Raw genomic sequence first — 15,938 nt, 5'->3', positions numbered from 1 at the left:
TTCCAGTCTCATGGCGGGCGGAAAACCGGCCCACTGGGTGGCAGCGGCGCCTCGAAATGATCCGCGGGCCGGCAAGCCCGCAACCGGCCGGCAGGTCCGCATTCATGGGCGGGCACGGAACGCTGGTGCGGCGTTGCTTCGAGCTGTCGAAGGGGCCGGCATGCGAGCGTTCGGCGCTTCTATCGCGGCGAACGCTGCGTCGGGCAGGGTGGATCGAGCCTACTTCCGGTGCTCATAGCCCTCGATTCCGTCGGCGACGCCGATATCCTCATGCCACAGCGCCGGATACTCGGCGATGAAGGTGGTCATCAGGTCGATGCAGCGGCGATCGTCCAGCACGGTCACCGCAACGCCGTGCTCGGCGAGCCAATCGTGCCCGCCGGAGAAGGTCCGCGCTTCCCCCACTACAACCGAGCCGATGCCGAACTGGCGAACCAGACCGCTGCAGTACCAGCAGGGTGAGAGCGTGGTCACCATGATCGTGGAACCGTAGTCGCGTCGCCGTCCCGCCGCGCGGAAGGCGTCGGTCTCGGCGTGGACGCTGGGATCGCCCGACTGCACCCGGCGGTTGTGGCCGCGTCCGAGCAGGGTGCCATCCGCGTCGAACAGGGCGGCGCCGATCGGGATCCCGCCCTCGGCGAGCCCGCGCAGCGCTTCGTCGTATGCCACCTCTAGCAGCTGTTGGGCCGATGTCACCTGCGTCATACGTCCACTGTCCAAGCAAGCCACCCCCGGCCGCAACGTACAGTTCGTCCGCACGGCTGGGCCGCGAAGCAGCCGACGCTGGTGCCGCCCGGTTCCACGGCGACGACGCGGACTGGCGTGTTCGACTCGCTGTTCGGCTCGCCAAGGCGCGGTTGGATTCGGGGCGCGGTCGATTGATGGGGGCGTGCGGACAGGCCGTAGGCTCGAAACTTGTGCCGAACACGTCAGACGCAACGCAGGACCAGCCCACCGGCGACCCGAACTACCTGGTCGGGCTCGATCTGAACGGGCGGCGTGTCGTCGTGGTCGGCGGTGGCTCGGTGGCGCAGCGCAGGCTCGGACTGCTGATCGCCTCCGGCGCCCACGTGCACGTGGTGAGCCGTGCGGTCACGCCCGCGGTCGAGGCGATGGCGATCTCCGGCCAGATCTCCGTCACGCTGCGCGGGTATGCCGACGGAGACCTCGAGGGCGCATGGTACGCGATCGCCTGCACCGACGAGCCGGAGACCAACACGGCGGTCGTCGCGGAGGCGACCCGGCGACGGATCTTCTGTGTGCGCGCCGACATCGCCCGGCTCGGCACCGCGGTGACCCCGGCTACCGCGCGCTACGACGGACTGACGCTCGGCGTGCTGGCGAGCGGGCAGCACCGGCGTTCCGCCGCGGTCCGCAACGCGCTGCTGGAAGCACTGCAATCCGGTGTGGTGACCGATGATTCGACGCCGATCGCGCCGGGTGTCGCGCTGGTGGGCGGCGGGCCCGGCGATCCCGACCTGATCACCGTGCGCGGGCGGCGGCTGCTGGCCAGGGCCGATCTGGTCGTCGCCGACCGGCTTGCCCCGCCGGAGCTGCTCGCCGAACTCGGACCCGAGGTCGAGGTGATCGACGCCGCGAAGATCCCGTACGGGCGGGCGATGGCGCAGGAGGCGATCAACAGCACGCTGGTCGAGGGCGCGAAGGCGGGCAAGTTCGTGGTGCGGCTCAAGGGCGGCGACCCGTACGTGTTCGGACGCGGCTACGAGGAACTCGAGGCGTGTGTCGATGCCGGGGTGCCTGTCACCGTGGTGCCCGGCGTGACCAGCCCCATCGCGGTGCCGGCCGTCGCGGGGATTCCGGTGACGCATCGCGGCGTCACCCACGAGTTCGTCGTGGTGAGCGGGCATGTGGCTCCGGATCATCCGGACTCACTGGTCGACTGGCCCGCGCTTGCCAGATTGCGCGGCACCCTCGTGCTGATGATGGCGGTGGAACGGATCGAGCAGTTCGCCACCGTGCTGCAGGAAGGTGGTCGCCCGTCCGACACGCCCGCCACGGTCATCCAGGAGGGCACGCTGCGCACCCAGCGTGTGCTGCGCGCCGATCTCGGCACGGTCGCCGCACGGGTGCGGGCGGAAGGCATCCGGCCGCCCGCGATCGTGGTGATCGGACCGACCGCCGGATTCTCGGCCGACTCCGCCGCATCGCACGCCGACTCCGCTGCCGGGTAGCGCGCCAGCGGCGGGCCGAGTCGATCCGCTGGCAATCGGACGTCTCGAGCGGTGGCTGATCGAGTTCGGTCGGCGGTGCCCGATCGTGGTCCATGGCCTTCGCACCGGGTCCCGTGGCGCGGGCGGCGGTGGCTGCATCAATTACAGTGGCTCACTGTGCTCCAGAATCCCGCTGCGACGATGCAGTATCCGGTGACGCAGCGGGCCTTCGGGCTCGCGATCCTCGTACTGAGCGGGTTGCAGCTCATGGTCGTCCTCGACGGTACGGTGGTGATCTTCGCGCTGCCCCGGCTGCAGGAAGAGATGGGGCTGTCCAGCGCAGGCAGCGCGTGGACGGTCACGTCCTATGGGCTCACCTTCGCGGGTCTGATGCTGCTCGGCGGCAGGCTCGGCGACGCCTTCGGACGCAAACGCATGCTCGTCCTCGGTGTCGTCCTGTTCACCGTCGCCTCGCTGGCCTGCGGGCTCGCGCAGAACCAGGCCATGCTGCTCGCGGCGCGCGCGCTCCAAGGCGCGGGCGCGGCGGTGGCGGCGCCGACGGCCTTCGCCCTCGTGGCAACGACGTTCGCGCCGGGCAAGGCGCGCAATCAAGCGATCGCGATCGTCGGGTCGATGGTCGGTATCGGCTCGGTCGGTGGCCTGGTGGTCGGCGGCGCGCTGACCCAGTTGTCGTGGCGGTGGATCTTCCTGATCAACGTTCCGATCGGCGCGCTGATCATCCTCGGCGCGGTCTACAAGCTCGCCGACACAGAACACCACCGTTCGTCGCTCGATGTGCCCGGCGCGGTGCTCGGCACCCTCGCCTGCGCCGCCATCGTGTTCGGCGCCACCGAGGGCCCCGAGATGGGCTGGGGCCACCCGGCCATCATCGGTTCACTCATCGCGGGTGTCGTGCTGCTGATCGTCTTCGTCGCACTGGAGCGGCGGGTGGAAGACCCACTGCTGCCGTGGTCGCTGTTCGACAGCCGCGACCGCGTCGCCACCTTTCTGCTGATCTTCCTGGCCGGCGGCGTACTCGGCGCGATGACCTTCTTCGTCGCCCAGTTCATGCAGAACGTGATCGGCTACGGCCCGCTGAAGGCGGGCGTCGCGGCCATCCCGTTCACTGTCGGCATCGGTATCGGCGGCGCGCTGGCATCCAAGGCCGCGTTGTACATCGCGCCGCGCTGGCTACTCGCGGGCGCGGCCCTCGTGCTCGGCCTCGGGCTGCTGTTCGGCTCGACCCTCGACGGAGACGTGCTGTACTTCGCGACGCTGCTGCCCCTGTTGGTCGTGATCGGTCTGGGCGTCGGCATGGCCATGGTGCTCGCGCCGCTGTGTGTGTTGGTCGGCGTGCCACCGGCGAACATCGGTCCGTTGGCCGCGGTCGGGCAGATGTTCATGAACCTCGCCACGCCGGTCGCCATCGGCCTGCTTACGCCGATCGCCGCCTCGCGCACGCTTTCACTCGGCGGCCGCACCGGCAAGGTTGCGGGTATGACGCCCGCCGAGATCGCCGCGCTGGGCAATGGCTACACCCTGGTTTTGTTCGTGTGCGCTTTGATCGCATTCGCGGCGGGACTGGTCGCGTTGACGTTGCGATTCACCCCGCAACAGCTGGCGTTGGCGCAGCACGCGCAGGAAGAGGCCCAGCAGGCCTGAGACCACCGGGTCCGCGGACTACAGCCGGCCGGCGACCTTACGCGGTGTCACCCGCACGATAACCCGCGGTCCGTCGTGCGCCGAGGCGGGGTTGAAATCCAGATACTTCTGGCCGGTGTATTTCAGTGAAAGCTCGTCGGGCAGGAACTTGTCCGGATCCGGCGTGAGCGTCGCGTTGCCGCGGATCTCCGCGTACACATAGGGGTTGTCCGGTGGGTTGATCAGCACCGTGATCCGCGGGTCGCGTGCGAGGTTCTTGCCCTGCTGGCGATCGGTGGTGGTGGAGAACAACAGATCGTCGCCGTCGCGCTTGATCCAGATCACGGTCAGGTGCGGCTGCCCGTTCGGCCCGATCGTGGCCGCGGTGGCGAACACGCGCTCCTCGTCCAGGTACTTCTTCAGATCATCGGAAAGAACAGCGGTACTGGTCACGTTCTGAGCGAACAATCCGGTGCGCCAGGGCATTCCCGCTAGGTGCGGCCGAAACCGGACATCACCTCGTCGGCGACCTACTTGTTCTGCGGGAACCCGAGGTTCAGCCCGCCGTGGCTCGGGTCCAGCCAGCGGGTGGTGACCGCCTTGCCTCGGGTGAAGAACTGGACCCCGTCGGTGCCGTGCGCGTGCGCGTCCCCGAACAGCGAGTTCTTCCAGCCGCCGAAGCTGTAATAGGACATGGGTACCGGGATCGGCACGTTGATCCCGACCATGCCGACCTCCACCTCGTTGTGGAAGCGCCTGGCCGCGCCGCCGTCGTTGGTGAAGAGGGCGGTGCCGTTGCCGTAAGGGTTGGCGTTGACCAAGGCGAGTGCGTCGTCGTAGCTGTCGACCCGCACGATCGACAGGACCGGGCCGAAGATCTCGTCGGTGTAAACGCTCATATCCGTGTCGACGTGGTCGAGAATCGTCGGTCCGAGCCAGAACCCGTCGGCCGCGCCGTCGGCTTCGACGCCGCGGCCATCGAGAACCACTGTGGCACCGGCGGTTTCGCCTGCCGCGATGTAGTCCGCGACCCGGTCACGGTGTGCGCGGGTGACCAGCGGGCCCATGTCGGCCGCACGGGTGCCGTCGCCGGTCTTGATGGTCCCGGCCCGCTCGGCGATCTTGCCGACCAGCTCGTCGGCCGCGCTGCCGACGGCGACCACCACGCTGATCGCCATGCATCGCTCGCCCGCGGAGCCGAACCCGGCGTTCACCGCGGCGTCGGCGGCCGAGTCCAGATCGGCGTCCGGCAGCACGACCATGTGATTCTTCGCGCCGCCGAGCGCCTGCACCCGCTTACCGGCCGTGGTGCCACGCTGGTAGACGTACCGCGCGATCGGCGTGGAGCCCACGAACGAAACGGCCTTGATGCCCGGGTTGTCCAACAGCTCGTCGACCGCGACCTTGTCGCCCTGCAGCACGGTGAAAACCCCTGCGGGCAAATCTGCTTCATCCCACAGCTGGGCGAGCCACAGCGAGGCCGACGGGTCCTTCTCACTGGGCTTGAGCACCACCGTGTTGCCCGCGGCGATGGCGAGGGGGAAGAACCACATCGGCACCATTGCGGGGAAATTGAACGGGGAGATCACCGCGACCGGGCCCAGCGGTTGGCGGAGGGAAAAGATGTCCACCTTCGTCGAGGCATTCTCGGTGTAGCCGCCCTTGAGTAGATGCGGCACGCCGCAGGCGAATTCGACGACCTCCAGGCCGCGGCTCACCTCGCCCATGGCATCGGCCAGGACCTTGCCGTGTTCGGCCGTGATCAGGTGTGCGAGTTCTTTCTTACGTTCGTTGAGCAGTTCGCGGAAGCGGAACAGGATCTGGGTGCGCCGGGCCAGCGAAGTGTCCCGCCAGGCCGGGAATGCCGCGGCCGCCGAATCGATGGCCGCCCGGGTGTCCGCCACATTCGCCAGCGCGACCTGCCCGGTCACCACGCCGGTCGCCGGGTTGGTCACCGGTGTCGTCGCCTCGCTGGTGCCCGCGAAAGTCTTGCCGTCGAGCCAGTGCGCGATGGTCTGCATATCTCCTCGATTCGATCGTGAGCGTGGGCGGTGCCGTCTCTCGTCGCCACGTGCGGTGGCTCCCTCGGGCGGCGCGAAGTCGCTGATACCACTCTGATCAAGCCTTCCCGATGACTCGACGGTCTGTGGGTGATTTCGCGCCGTGTATTGCGATTCGTCGGCGCTTTCCTCGGTGGCCGACGTGTTGGCGATGTCGGTGGTCCACGCCGGTGAACCCGAGGTGGTCGGCGGGGGATCGCTGGTTCGGCCGATACGCTGGGTGCACGTCAGCGAGCTGCCGAACAGACGGCGGGCGACAAGCTATGGGCCGACCGCCGTCAGCTCCCGGATATGGAGCATTCGGGAGCGGTGACCTGCTACAGCCGTCGCGACAGTTGCCTCCTGGTTCCGATCTGCCCGGGTTCGGTGGTTCGCCGGGCATAAACTGGGAAGGCAGCGCGGCAGCACCGCGGCGCCCGACACAGACAAGACGATGGCCGACCAGGACCCATTCGCGACGCAGAGTGACCGGCCTCCAGACATCGATAGAGAGCTGGAGGGCACCGGTCTCGACGCCCCGCGACAGATCGGGCGGGGAGGTTTCGGGGTGGTCTACCGTTGTACGCAGCGGGCGCTGAACCGCAACGTCGCGGTCAAGATCCTGCTTGCGACGGCGGATCTCGAGCCGGAAAACGTCGAACGATTTCTGCGCGAGCAGCAAGCGATGGGCGCATTGTCCGGCCATCCGAACATCGTGCACATCCTCCAAGTCGGTACCACCCGCACCGGACGCCCGTACTTGGTCATGCCGTACCACTCCCACGGCTCGCTGGAAGACCGTATTCGCCGAGAGGGACGCCTGCCGCTCGACGACGCAATCCGTATCACGATCAAAATGGCCGGCGCCCTCGAGACGGCGCATCGGGCCGGAATTCTGCACCGTGATATCAAGCCGGGAAATGTGTTGCTCACCGATTATGGCGAGCCACAGCTCACCGACTTCGGGATCGCCCGCATCGAGGGTGGTTTCGAGACGACCACCGGCGTGATCACCGGCTCGCCCGCGTTCACCGCCCCCGAGGTATTGCGATCCGGAAACCCGTCGGTCGCGTCCGACGTATACGGTCTGGGCGCCACCTTGTTCTGCATGATCACCGGCCATGCCGCGTTCGAGCGCCGCTCCGGCGAGCAGGTGGTCGCGCAGTTCCTGCGGATCGCCGCCGAGCCGCTGCCGGATCTGCGGCCCGATGGCATGCCCGACGACCTCTGCGCCGCCATCGAGGCGAGTATGTCGCACAACCCGGCGGAACGCCCGGCGTCAGCCGCCGAGTTCGGTGAATTGCTGCGCGGTGTCGAGAAGTCCCACGGTATGCCGGTGCAGGATATGACGGTGCGCACCGACGACCACGGCGACCTGACGTCGTCTGTGGAGGACATCGGCGCACCGGGATCGGCTCCAACCGGCCGGTCACCGTCATTCCGGCGGACCACGACCCCGCCCACCCCCGAAACAAAGTTCCGCCCGGCCATGTCCGCGCGGGCGTTGGTGCATCGCGGCAGACTTATCGATCGATTACGGACCGCTTCCCGACCGCGACTGACTGTCATCCACGCTCCCGCCGGGTTCGGTAAAAGCACTCTGGCCGCGCAGTGGGCCGGACACCTTGCCGAGGAGCAGCAGGTGGCGGTCGCGTGGTTGAACGCCGATCGCGACGACAACAACGTCGTGTGGTTCCTGCTGCATCTGATCGAGGCGATTCACCGGGTGCGTCCGGCGCTGGTGCCCGAGCTGGGCCGGATGCTCGAGGAGCAAGGTTCGGAGGCAACTCGCTATGTGCTCACCACGTTGATCAACGACATCCATGAGCACCACGAACGTGTGGCCGTGGTCATCGATGATTGGCATCGGATTTCCGATCCCGCCGCCACTGCCGCCCTGCGGTTCCTGCTGGAGAACGGTTGCCACCATTTGCAGATCATCGTCACCAGCAGATCGTCGGAGGGCTTGCCGCTGGCGACTATGGGTGTTCGCAATGAGCTCGTCGAGATCGATTCCAGTGCTTTGCGTTTCGACGCTCTCGAGGCGGGCTCATTTCTGGTGGAGCTGGGTGGTCTGTCCCTGGATGACGGTGAGGTCGCGGAGTTGCGCGACAGCACCGAAGGCTGGGTCGCGGCATTGCAGCTCGCATCGCTGTCACTGCGCGGACACCACGACCCCGGTACATTGATCAGCCACATATCGGGACGCCATCACGCTATCGCCGAGTACCTCGCCGAGAACGTGCTCGACACGGCGGATCCGGCGCTGTTGGTTGCCCTGCTGGAGACCTCCCTGCCCGAAAAGATCTGCGGTGACCTCGCCACCGCATTGACCGGGCAGCGGCACGGGCAGGCGCTGCTGGAAAACATCGAGCGGCGGAATCTGTTCCTGCGCCGTATCGACGAGGATGGGGAATGGTTCCGCTATCACCACTTGTTCGTGGAATTCCTGCGTCAGCGGCTCGCGCGCGACCGCCCCGATCAAGTGGACGAACTGCACCGCACTGCCGCCACCTGGTTCGGCGAGCACGGGATGATCAGCGAGGCCATCGATCACGCCCTCGCCTGCGGCGACGGCGAACACGCAGTGGACCTCGTTGAGAAGCGGGCCATGGACCACGTCGCGCATGCCCAGTTCGCGACGCTGCTCGGCCTGGTCGCGAAGCTTCCGCCGCCGCTCGCGGCAACCCGTCCGCGTCTGCAACTCGCGCTCGCCTGGACATATACGCTGCTGCGTCGACCCGCCGAGCTGAACACAGCACTGCGGCTCGCGGGCGCGTCGATCGAGGGGCCCGATTCGGATCTCGCGGCCGAAGCAGCCCTCATCGAGAGCGCCGGGCGCGCGATGAGCGACCATCTCGAGGGCGTAGACGCTGTAGTGGCCGATTGCCTGTCCAGAACCGACACTTTGAGCCCGTGGGCACTGGGTGCTGCGGCAAGCACCGCAGCGTATTTGGCCTTCCGCCGTTTCGAGTTCGATCAAGTGCATGCGTGGTTCGACTGGGCCGCTCCTTACCAGCAGCAGATCGGCGGAACGTTCAGCCAGATAATCAACCACAGCTTGTTAGGTCTCGTGGCCCGTGAACAGCTCGACGTCTCCGCCGCCGAACACAGTTTCCGCAAGGCTCGCAAGATCGCCAGGAGCTCCTCCAGTTACCAGTCCTACCCGGCGTTGGCTGATGCGCTGCTCGGCGAGCTGCTCTACGAACGCGATCAGCTCGATGAGGCCGAGCAACTGCTGGATGAAGTCAGCGGTGTCGGAGTCGAAGGCGGCCCGGTGGAATTCATGATGGCCACCTATGCGACCGGCGCCCGGATCAAAGCACTGCGTGGTGATCTCGATGCCGCGGCGCGACGCCTGGACAAAGGCGCGAGGACCGCCAGAACGCTTGCCGTGCCGCGACTTGCCGCGCGAATCACCAACGAGCGGGTCCGCCTCGGACTCACGACCACCACAACCTCGGCCGTAGAAGCACCCGACCAGGCAGGCGCCGGCCGCCGTGCAATGGCAACGGGTGACAACGGCATCGCGATCCTGACCGGCGAACTGATCGAGGATTCCGCGATACGCGTGCTGCTACGTGACCAGATCCCGGCCCAGATCGCCGCCGCCTGCGCACGGGCCACACGGTTGCGTAATTCCATCGACGCCGCTCGCCGCCCACGAGCGGCGCTACACGCCCAACTGCTGCTCGCCTCCTGCCTTGCGGCGGCCGGACAGACCGACGACGCCAAGAACGCACTCGTGCCGGTCGTCGCGACCTGTGCTGACACCGGCCTGATCCGGCCACTGCGCGACGAAGGCCCGTGGATCACACTCCTGCTTCATGCTCTGGAACACGATCTGCGTGAAGGCCAGTGGCATCACAACTGGCCGAGGATTTCACACACTTTCCTCCCAGTGGTCCTGGACGACCCACAACGGCCTCCTCCGGCTTCACGCGCACCAGAGGAGGCCGACCAGCGGTAGTGGTTGTCGGGAAGATCCGCGCAGCGAGCGGCGGGTGCTCTGGTTCCGCACCGTCCGCCGGAACGCCGCCGCGTTCACCACGCCGACGATCTCGCCGAGGTCGGCCGCCCGTCGGTGACCGGACGATCGGACCGCGACCGCGCTCAGGTGATGACGAGAAGTTCAGTGGGCGAGGCGATCTCGGCTCGCAACCCGGCCTTCGCCGCCACCCGTGCGACGCCGCGGACGTCGGTCGGCTCGGCCCTGGTGAGCACGAGGGCGCGGGCCAGCAGGCCCTTGTGGTGCTTGTTGAAGTGACTCACCACCGTGCGGGACCCGTCGGGGTGCTCGGTGAGCACATTCGCGGTGATGGCGCCCGGAACGCGGCCCAGCTGCTGGTAGGTGCCGGAGCGCAGGTCGACTACGAGTTCACCCGCGGCCTCGGCGTGCAACGCCTCGGCAAGCGCGTCGCGCCAGACCGCTGAAAGGGTCGGCAGTCCAGGCAGTTTGGAGCCGCCGGAGAGCCGGTAGGCGGGAATGGGGTCACCCGCGCGGATCGCGCCGAACAGGGCTGAGCCGATACCGAGCCGGGCATACGCCTTGGCTCGTTGGACCTTCGTGAACGAGCCCGCGTCGAGCGCGTCGTAGAGGACGCCGGTGTAGCGCTCCAGCGCGGGCCGGGTCGGTGACGTGCGCAACGCCGCATTGCGGGCGATCTCGCCATCAGCCCCCTTGCCGAGCCCCAGCGCCGAGCGGGCGTTGTCCGGGTCGGCCGCCAGCCGCACCACTTCATCGACCAAGCGCGCACGCACCGCTGTGAGCTGCGGCATAGCCAGGGTGTCCAGTGCGAGGGGCGCGCCCACGCCGCCGTCGGATTTGGTTTCGGAAGGAGGCAGCAGCACCAGCACGAACCAATACGGTAATGCGCTGTCAACAGCATCCCGTCGGCGACTACCCTGTGCTTCCGTGATCACCCGCCTCTCCCGCCTGTTCCTGCGAACCCTCCGCGACGATCCCGCCGACGCCGAGGTGCCCAGCCATAAACTCTTGGTTCGCGCCGGCTATGTGCGCCGCGTCGCCCCAGGTGTCTACTCGTGGTTGCCGCTGGGCCTACGAGTGCTGCGCAAGGTCGCGGACGTGGTGCGCGAGGAGATGGACGCGATCGGCGCCCAGGAGATCTCGCTGCCCGCGCTACTGCCGCGGGACCCGTACGAGACCACCAACCGGTGGACCGAGTACGGTGACGGCCTTTTCCGATTGCAGGACCGCAAGGGCGCGGACTATTTGCTCGGCCCCACCCACGAGGAGCTGTTCGCGCTCACCGTGAAGGGCGAGTACAGCTCCTACAAGGATCTTCCGGTCATGCTGTACCAGATCCAGACCAAGTACCGCGACGAGGAGCGCCCCCGCGCGGGTATCCTGCGTGGGCGTGAGTTCGTCATGAAGGACTCCTACTCCTTCGATCTGAGCGAGGACGGACTGAAGGCGAGCTACGACGCACATCGTGAGGCCTACCAGCGCATCTTCGATCGGCTGCGGGTCAAGTACGTCATCGTCGCGGCAACCTCGGGTGCGATGGGCGGCAGCGCGTCGGAGGAGTTCCTGGCCGACAGCCCCGTCGGCGAGGACACCTACGTGCGCTGCCTCGAATCCGGTTACGCGGCCAATGTGGAGGCGGTGGTCACGTCGGCTCCCGCGCCGTTGCCGATCGAAGGACAGCCTGCGGCCGTCGTGTACGACACCCCCGGCACCCCGACCATCGCGACCCTGGTCGACTGGGCCAACAGCGCGGGCATCGCCGAGCGCTACGGTCGCCCGGTCACCGCGTCCGACACACTGAAGAACGTCATGGTGAAGCTGCGCCACCCGGACGGCAAGACCGAGATCCTCGGCATCGGGGTCCCCGGCGATCGAGAGGTCGATGACAAGCGCCTTGGCGCCTCGGTCGAACCGGCCGAGGTCGAGTTGCTCACCGAAGCCGACTTCGCCGAGAGCCCATTCCTGGTGAAGGGCTACATCGGACCGAAGGCGTTGCAGGCCAATGGTGTTCGCTACCTGGTCGATCCCCGCGTCGGCACCGGGACGAGTTGGATCACCGGCGCCGACCAGCCGGGCAAGCATGTCGTCGGCCTGGTCGCCGGTCGTGACTTCACGCCCGACGGCACCATCGAGGCCGCCGAGGTCCGCGACGGCGATCCCTCACCGGACGGGCGCGGCACCCTGGTGTCGGCCCGCGGCATCGAGATCGGCCACATCTTCCAGCTCGGCAACAAGTACACCGACGCGTTCGAGGTCGACGTGCTGGGCGAGAACGGCAAGCCGGTGCGGCTCACCATGGGCTCCTACGGCATCGGCGTCTCGCGCATGGTCGCGGTGATCGCCGAGCAGCAGCACGACGACAAGGGGCTGCGCTGGCCCGCCGAGGTCGCGCCGTACGACGTGCACGTCGTCATCGCGAACAAGGACGACGCGGCTCGTGCGGGGGCCGAAGAGGTGGTGGCCGGGCTACACGCCCACGGCTTGGATGTGCTCTTCGACGACCGCACTGCCTCGCCCGGCGTCAAGTTCAAGGACGCCGAGCTGCTCGGCATGCCGTTGGTCCTGGTCATCGGCCGCGGCTGGGCAGAGGGCAAGGTCGAGCTGCGCGACCGTTTCACCGGCGAGGCGGAAGAGATATCCGCCGCCTCGGCCGTGGACGCGGTGGTGGCCAAAGCCCGTCGCTGACTGTTCCGCCTCTCCGGGCCTTCAGGCCGTACCAGTCAGGCGTGGGGAAAGTTGCGTTGAGGTCTTGCGTTGGGTGCTGTTCCGCCTCTCCGGGCCTTCAGGCCGTACTAGTCAGGTGTGGGGAAAGTTGCGTTCAGGTCCTGCGTTGGGTGCCGCTCGGGTTCTGGGCGTACCCGGTGAGTTACCCATGTGCTTACGAAATCAGGAGTTCCGACGACCCCCTGACGCTTTGCGTCAGGGGGTCGTTCGCCTTGTGGCCACTCGGGCGGGATGCGGCCCGGCAGACCGCTCAAAGGGGGGTGCGATGCCACAAATCGGGCGGCGGCTACGCTTGCAGGCGTAGTGTGAATTTGCTGGTCAGAAATCCGCATACCTGGTAAACGCTGGGATTACTCGCTGGTAAGTTAACCGGCATGGCAAACAGCGACGCGCGGTTGTTCAACCCGGCCACCTATGATCCGCAGCAGTTCGACGTCGAGACGCGACGGTTGCTGCGCGCCACCATCGAGTGGTTCGAGGGGCGCGGCAAGCAGCGGTTGCTCGCCGACGACGCGAACGCGGTGTGGATTGCGGAATTCCTTGACTTCGTCAGGAAGGAAAAGCTGTTCGCCACCTTCCTGACCCCGGCCGCCTACGCCGACGGCGATCCGAACCGGCGCTGGGACGCGGCGCGCAACGCGGCGCTGTCGGAGATCTTCGGCTTCTACGGCTTGGCCTACTGGTACGCCGAACAGGTGACCATCCTCGGTCTCGGCCCGATCTGGCAGAGCGATAACGAGGACGCCAAGAAGCGCGCCGCCGCCGATCTGGCCGCCGGCGAGGTGATGGCGTTCGGCCTGTCCGAGCAGACGCACGGTGCCGATATCTACAACACGGATCTGGTTCTCACGCCGACCGAGCCGGGCAGCGCCGACGCCGAGGCGGGAATCCTGTTCCGCGCCAACGGCGAGAAGTACTACATCGGCAACGGCAACGTGGCGAGTATGGTGTCGGTCTTCTCTCGGCGCGCCGACATCGAAGGCGCGGACGGATACGTGTGGTTCGCCGCCGACTCCCGGCACGAGAACTACCGCCTGCTCGGCAACGTCGTGCACCAGCAGATGTACGTCAGCACCTTTCGCCTGGAGAACTACCCGGTGCGCGCCGGGGATATCCTGCACACCGGCCCTGAGGCGTTCTCCGCGGCGCTGAACACCGTCAACGTGGGCAAGTTCAACCTCTGCCACGGCGGGATCGGCATGGTCGAGCATTCGTTCTACGAGGCGATCACGCACGCCGACAACCGCATCCTGTACGGCAATCCGGTCACCGACTTCCCGCACGTGCGCACGAACTTCGTCGACGCCTACGCGCGCATCGTCGCGATGAAGCTATTCAGCGACCGCGCCGTCGACTACTTCCGCAGCGCGAGCCTGGAGGACCGCCGATACCTGCTGTTCAACCCGATGACGAAGTCGAAGGTGACCTCTGAGGGGGAGACGGTCATGACGTTGCTGCTGGATGTGCTGGCTGCCAAAGGTTTCGAAAAGAGCACGTACTTCGCCGAGGTACAGCGGCTGATCAACACGCTGCCGCGGCTGGAGGGCACAGTGCACGTGAACGTCGGCCAGATCCTGAAGTTCATGCCGAACTATCTCCTCAACCCGAAGGACTACCCGGAGATCGGCACCCGGCAAGACGCGGCCGACGACGACTTCTTCTGGCGGCAGGGCCCGGCCCGCGGCGCGGGCAAGGTGCAGTTCGCGGACTGGACTCCGGTGTACGAGAAGCACGCCGACATTTCCAACGTCGGCCGCTTCTACGAGCAGGCGCAGGAGCTGCGCACGTTGCTGACCATCGCGGCGCCCGACTCCGAGCAGCAGAAGGATCTGGACTTCATGCTGACCATCGGCCACCTGTTCTCCTTGGTGGTCTACGGCCAGCTGATCCTGGAGCAGGCTGCGATCACCGGCCTGGACCGCGACCTGATCGACCAGATCTTCGACTTCCAAGTCCGCGACTTCAACACCTACGCCACCACGCTCTACGGCAAGCCGTCCGCAACCCCCGGCCAGCAGGGGTGGGCCGCGTCCGCGCTGCGCCCGCCGGTTGCGGACCGGCCACGGTTCGACCGCGTGTGGGCCGAGGTCGCAACCTACGACGGCGCCTACGAAATGCGCCCATAGGGACCGAGGTTCGAGGTAAGCGGTGGTCCCGGAGCTGATCCGGGACTCCGCGAACGCCGACAAACATATGTGGCCCAATGGCTTTCGGGTCGATCGTGATCAGGTTTTGCCGGGAAACGCGGTCGTCGGTGGATTGGCGCCGAGAATCGACTGCCAGAGGGCCAGGCGGACGGCGGTTTCGGTGAGCGCGTCGACACCGGTGCGGCGGACGGATTCGGATTCGCCGTGTTCCACCACCGAGCGCCAGGCGACGGCGGTGTCGGACTCCACGGTCGCGGCGAGCCGGGCGGCCGGGATCGGATCGGTGACCGGGAACGGCACCGTGTAGGCGGCGTCCGGCGGTGGCACGGTCGCGCCGCTGGCGGCGAGCGCGTCGGCGGTGCTGTCGCGCCGTGCGCGGTGCGCGGCGGTGTGCTCGGCGATCAATCGGGTTCGTTCCGGCGAGGCGTACGCGGCGATCACCCCGTAGGCGTACACCGCGCCATACTCGGCGTTCAGCGCCTCCAGGAGCGCCTGACGTTCGGTGTCGGTCACGCGAGCAGCACCCCTGCCTGAGCGGCGCAGGCCGCGCTGATCGAGGCCAGCAACCCGGCGCGGTACCCCGACTGGGTGCGGGCGAGGTCGGCGGCCGACTTCTGGGACTCGGACAGCTGGGCGCGCAGTGCCTCGACACCGGGCGGCACGGCGCTGCCGGAAGCTACGGCGGACGGGCTCGAGGGCCGGGCTGGGCCGTTGGCGCGGGTGCGGTGCACCGGCTTGGTGCCGTCGCCGTACACGCCGATCACACGATCGATCTCGGCCTTCAGCGCGTCGGCGTGCGCGGTGCGTTCGACGGCGATCGCGGTCAGCGCGGCGTGCCGGTGCGGCGCCAGCGCGATGGCCGCGGTCGCCGCCGCCGCGTCCGCGCGAGCCAGGACCTCCTGGGCGGCAAGGGGATCCGGTTCGTGCACCACGTCGTCGGTGCCGCAGCCCGCCAGCGCGCCGATGGCAAGGATTCCGACGGTTCCTCCGCCCGCCAGACGTAGCGCGCCGCGACGGTCCAGGGCGGCACGACGAGGCTCGCTCAGGTCGGAGGGGATGCCGGATATGCACCCGGCACGCGGCGGGGCGGGAAGGCGGATGCGCACGGCATCATCGTGCCAGATTCACGGCACGCCACCGGACGAGGTGTCGGCCGTGGCGCGCGTACTCCTCGACCGCCGGTCCCTTACACTCTCGGGGCGCGTTACGCTAGACCTTCGGTAGAGAA

Annotated in this window: 11 protein-coding genes; 5 read left to right on the top strand and 6 right to left on the bottom strand. The window is 67.6% G+C overall.

What is annotated here, in order from left to right; genetic code table 11:
• Positions 1 to 219 precede the first annotated feature (219 nt).
• Positions 220 to 678, bottom strand: coding sequence for a nucleoside deaminase (locus tag OH799_RS13800; protein WP_406282092.1), 459 nt, complete (start codon positions 676 to 678; stop codon positions 220 to 222).
• Between the two features lie 239 nt (positions 679 to 917).
• On the opposite strand from OH799_RS13800, the gene cobA reads away from it, so the two are divergent.
• Positions 918 to 2,192 (top strand): uroporphyrinogen-III C-methyltransferase, encoded by a 1,275-nt coding sequence (cobA, locus tag OH799_RS13795; RefSeq protein WP_406280229.1) that lies wholly within the window; start codon positions 918 to 920, stop codon positions 2,190 to 2,192.
• A gap of 180 nt (positions 2,193 to 2,372) precedes the next feature.
• The gene (locus OH799_RS13790) at positions 2,373 to 3,833 is read left to right on the top strand and encodes an MFS transporter (protein WP_357270624.1); all 1,461 of its coding nucleotides are present in this window, start codon (positions 2,373 to 2,375) and stop codon (positions 3,831 to 3,833) included.
• An 18-nt stretch (positions 3,834 to 3,851) separates the two neighbouring features.
• Here OH799_RS13790 and OH799_RS13785 read toward each other — a convergent pair whose 3' ends face one another.
• Entirely contained in the window at positions 3,852 to 4,265 is a 414-nt protein-coding gene (locus OH799_RS13785) for a PPOX class F420-dependent oxidoreductase (RefSeq protein WP_406280227.1), read from the bottom strand.
• A 77-nt stretch (positions 4,266 to 4,342) separates the two neighbouring features.
• Positions 4,343 to 5,833 carry a CoA-acylating methylmalonate-semialdehyde dehydrogenase gene (locus tag OH799_RS13780; protein ID WP_406280225.1) on the bottom strand — a complete coding sequence of 497 codons (1,491 nt, stop codon included), beginning with the start codon at positions 5,831 to 5,833 and terminating at the stop codon, positions 4,343 to 4,345.
• Between the two features lie 472 nt (positions 5,834 to 6,305).
• On the opposite strand from OH799_RS13780, the gene OH799_RS13775 reads away from it, so the two are divergent.
• Positions 6,306 to 9,821: a protein kinase domain-containing protein gene (locus OH799_RS13775; protein ID WP_406280223.1), complete on the top strand. Its 3,516-nt coding sequence runs from the start codon at positions 6,306 to 6,308 to the stop codon at positions 9,819 to 9,821.
• A gap of 143 nt (positions 9,822 to 9,964) precedes the next feature.
• Here OH799_RS13775 and yaaA read toward each other — a convergent pair whose 3' ends face one another.
• Entirely contained in the window at positions 9,965 to 10,708 is a 744-nt protein-coding gene (gene yaaA / locus OH799_RS13770; RefSeq protein ID WP_406282089.1) for a peroxide stress protein YaaA, read from the bottom strand.
• Between the two features lie 58 nt (positions 10,709 to 10,766).
• Between yaaA and OH799_RS13765 the strand changes: the two genes are divergently transcribed.
• Together OH799_RS13765 and OH799_RS13760 are read left to right on the top strand one after the other, a co-directional pair.
• On the top strand, positions 10,767 to 12,524 hold the full coding sequence (locus OH799_RS13765; protein WP_406280221.1) for a proline--tRNA ligase: 1,758 nt from the start codon (positions 10,767 to 10,769) through the stop codon (positions 12,522 to 12,524).
• Positions 12,525 to 12,937: 413 nt separating this feature from the next.
• Complete coding sequence (locus tag OH799_RS13760) at positions 12,938 to 14,689, top strand: acyl-CoA dehydrogenase family protein (protein ID WP_406280218.1); 1,752 nt, start codon at positions 12,938 to 12,940, stop codon at positions 14,687 to 14,689.
• 99 nt (positions 14,690 to 14,788) lie between these two features.
• Here OH799_RS13760 and OH799_RS13755 read toward each other — a convergent pair whose 3' ends face one another.
• Positions 14,789 to 15,223 carry a ferritin-like domain-containing protein gene (locus OH799_RS13755; protein WP_406280216.1) on the bottom strand — a complete coding sequence of 145 codons (435 nt, stop codon included), beginning with the start codon at positions 15,221 to 15,223 and terminating at the stop codon, positions 14,789 to 14,791.
• Positions 15,220 to 15,816, bottom strand: a complete 597-nt coding sequence (locus tag OH799_RS13750) for a hypothetical protein (protein ID WP_406280214.1) — start codon at positions 15,814 to 15,816, stop codon at positions 15,220 to 15,222. Before OH799_RS13750 ends, OH799_RS13755 begins: the two co-directional genes overlap by 4 nt.
• Between the last annotated feature and the right edge of the window lie 122 nt (positions 15,817 to 15,938).

This window comes from Nocardia sp. NBC_00881 (assembly GCF_045207455.1).
Classification (GTDB): Bacteria; Actinomycetota; Actinomycetes; order Mycobacteriales; family Mycobacteriaceae; genus Nocardia.
The sequence above is the reverse complement of the archived record's forward strand: the minus strand, read 5'-3'. Positions and strand labels throughout refer to the sequence as shown.